Source organism: Acidisphaera sp. S103, assembly GCF_009765975.1.
Lineage (GTDB): Bacteria > Pseudomonadota > Alphaproteobacteria > Acetobacterales > Acetobacteraceae > Rhodopila.
Genome location: NZ_LMUJ01000082.1, coordinates 1 through 2,657 on the forward strand (window position 1 = coordinate 1; position 2,657 = coordinate 2,657).

Genomic DNA, 2,657 nt, shown 5'->3' on the forward strand with positions numbered 1-2,657 from the left:
CCCCCCAAAAGGCCCCCCGCCATGCCCGAAGCGCCGCCGCCCACCAGCATCGAACGTCCCGCCGGCCTGCCCGCCGCCAGCAACACCCTGTTCGGCAGCGATGCCATCGCCGAGACCCTGCGCGACCTCCACATCCCCTTCATCGCCCTCAACCCCGGCGCCAGCTATCGCGGCCTGCACGACAGCCTGGTCAACCACCTCGGCAACGACGCCCCCCAGATGCTGCTCTGCCTGCATGAGGAACACGCCGTGGCGATCGCCCAGGGCTGGGCCAAGGTCACCGGCACCCCCATGCTGGTCGCGGTGCATTCCAATGTCGGGTTGTTCCACGCCACCATGGCGATCTTCAACGCCTGGTGCGACCGCATGCCGGTGATCGTCCTCGGCGCCACCGGCCCGATGGACGCCGCCCGCCGCCGCCCCTGGATCGAGTGGATCCACACCGCCCAGGACCAGGGCGCCATCGTCCGCAACTACGTGAAATGGGACGCCCAGCCCGCGTCCCCCGCCGCCGCCCGCGAAGCCCTGTTCCGAGCCGCCTGGATCGCCCGCACCGCGCCGATGGGACCCGTCTACGTCAACCTCGACCTCGGCCTGCAGGAAGACGCACTGACCACGCCCCTGCCGCCGCTGGACCCAACCCGCCTGATGCCGCCCGTCACCACCGGCGCCCCGGAATCGCTAATCACCGAGGCCCTAACCCTGCTCCAAACAGCCCAACACCCCGTCATCCTGATGGGCCGGGTCAGCCGCGACGAAACCGCCTGGGCCAACCGCCTAGCCCTGGCCGAGACACTCAGCGCAAGGGTCATCACCGACCTGAAAGTCGGCGCCGCCTTCCCCACCGACCACCATTTGCACACCGGCAGTCCCGGCATCTTCCCGGCACAAGCAGCGTTGCAAGCCATCGCCGAGGCCGACGTCATCCTCAGCCTGGACTGGGTCGACCTCGGCGGCGCCCTCCGCACCGCCTGCAACGGCCCACCGGCCGGCCGCGTAATCCAGGTCTCGCTCGACCACGTGCTGCACAACGGCTGGAGCATGGATCACCAAGCCCTGCCCCCGGTCGATCTGTTCATCGCCGCCGACCCCGACCAGGTGGCCGTCGCTATGCTGCGCCACCTGAAACCAGCCCCCACACCGCCCCAACCGCCACTGACCCCACCAAACGCCCCAACCGCCGGCCCGATCGTCACACCCGCCTTGGCAGCGGCGCTACGCCTGGCCACGGGCGACCGCCCGGTCTCGCTGACGCACCTGCCACTGTCCTGGGACGCCACGTCATGGCCGTTCCGCCACCCGCTCGACTACCTCGGGTCCGACGGAGGCGGCGGCATCGGCGCCGGCCCCGGCATCTCGGTCGGCGCCGCCCTCGCCCTGCGCGGATCGGGCCGCCTGCCCATCTGCGTCTGCGGCGACGGCGACTTCCTGATGGGCACCACCGCGATATGGACTGCCGCGCACTACCGCATTCCCCTGCTGATCGTCGTCGCCAACAACCAGTCCTTCTTCAACGACGAAGTCCACCAGGAACGAGTCGCCACCATGCGCAACCGCCCGATCGAGAACAAATGGATCGGCATGCGCATGTCCGACCCCGACATCGACCTCGCCGCTCTCGGTCGGGCACAAGGCGCCCAAGGCTTCGGCCCGGTCCACGACGCCGCCGACCTGCAAGCCGTCTTCACCGCCGCCATCGCCGCGGTCGATGCTGGCGCCATAGCCGTGGTCGATGTCCGCGTGCGCCCCGGCTACACCCCGGCGATGGCCTCCGCCCTAACCCGGACGTCCTGAAACCCGAAGGAGACCACCAGATGCCACCCGATCGCGCCGTCCTGGAAGAACTGGCCACCGCCAACCGTATCCTGTTCCAGCAAGGCGTGGTCGACGGCTTCGGCCACGTCAGCATGCGCCACCCGGATCACCCCGATCACTTCCTGCTAGCCCGCAGCATGGCCCCGGCAATGGTGACCGCGGACGACATCATGCAGTTTGACCCCGACAGCGAACCCACCGACAGCGACCCACGCCGCCCCTACCTGGAACGCTTCATCCACGGCGAGATCTACCGCATCCGCCCCGACGTCGCCGCGGTCGTGCACAGTCACTCCCCATCGGTCGTCCCGTTCGGCATCGTCCCCACCGTCACCCTGCGGCCGGTCTTCCACATGAGCGGCTTCCTCGGACAAGGCGCGCCCGTGTTCGAAATCCGCTGCTGCGCCGGCGACAGCAGCGACATGCTGATCCGGGACCGAACCCTCGGCGCCGCCCTGGCCGTATCCCTGGGCGAGCACGCCACCGTCCTGATGCGCGGCCATGGCAGCACCGTCGTCGGCCAGACCCTACGCCAGGCCGTGTTCCGCGCCGTCTACACCGAGGTGAACGCCCGCCTCCAAGGCGACGCCCTGCGCCTCGGCGAACCCACCTACCTATCCCCCGGCGAAGCCGCCGCCTCCACCCAGACCAATAACGGCCAACTCAACCGCTCCTGGGACATGTGGGCAGCACAGGCCGCGAGCTCTCCATCTTCATCAATCGTTAAGGAATAACCGGTATCCAGGACGACACCACAAACCAGTCCGGATGTGATACCAACTGACGTTGTCATTGACCCTGCGGAACCGCCGTGCAGTCGTCATGGCGGGCGAAGGCCCGCC

At 68.9% G+C, this 2,657-nt stretch carries 2 protein-coding genes; both read left to right on the forward strand.

The features are described 5' to 3' along the window. Positions 1–1,794, forward strand: a 1,794-nt coding sequence (locus GSQ89_RS27430; protein WP_371734298.1) for a thiamine pyrophosphate-binding protein, incomplete at its 5' end; no start/stop codon positions are given. A gap of 20 nt (positions 1,795–1,814) precedes the next feature. After that, positions 1,815–2,549: a class II aldolase/adducin family protein gene (locus tag GSQ89_RS27435; protein WP_158931287.1), complete on the forward strand. Its 735-nt coding sequence runs from the start codon at positions 1,815–1,817 to the stop codon at positions 2,547–2,549. Positions 2,550–2,657 lie beyond the last annotated feature (108 nt).

Coding starts and splice junctions, on each gene's coding strand:
- GSQ89_RS27435 (WP_158931287.1), top strand. CDS start 1,815: ATGCCACCCGATCGCGCCGTCCTGGAAGAACTGGCCACCGCCAACCGT.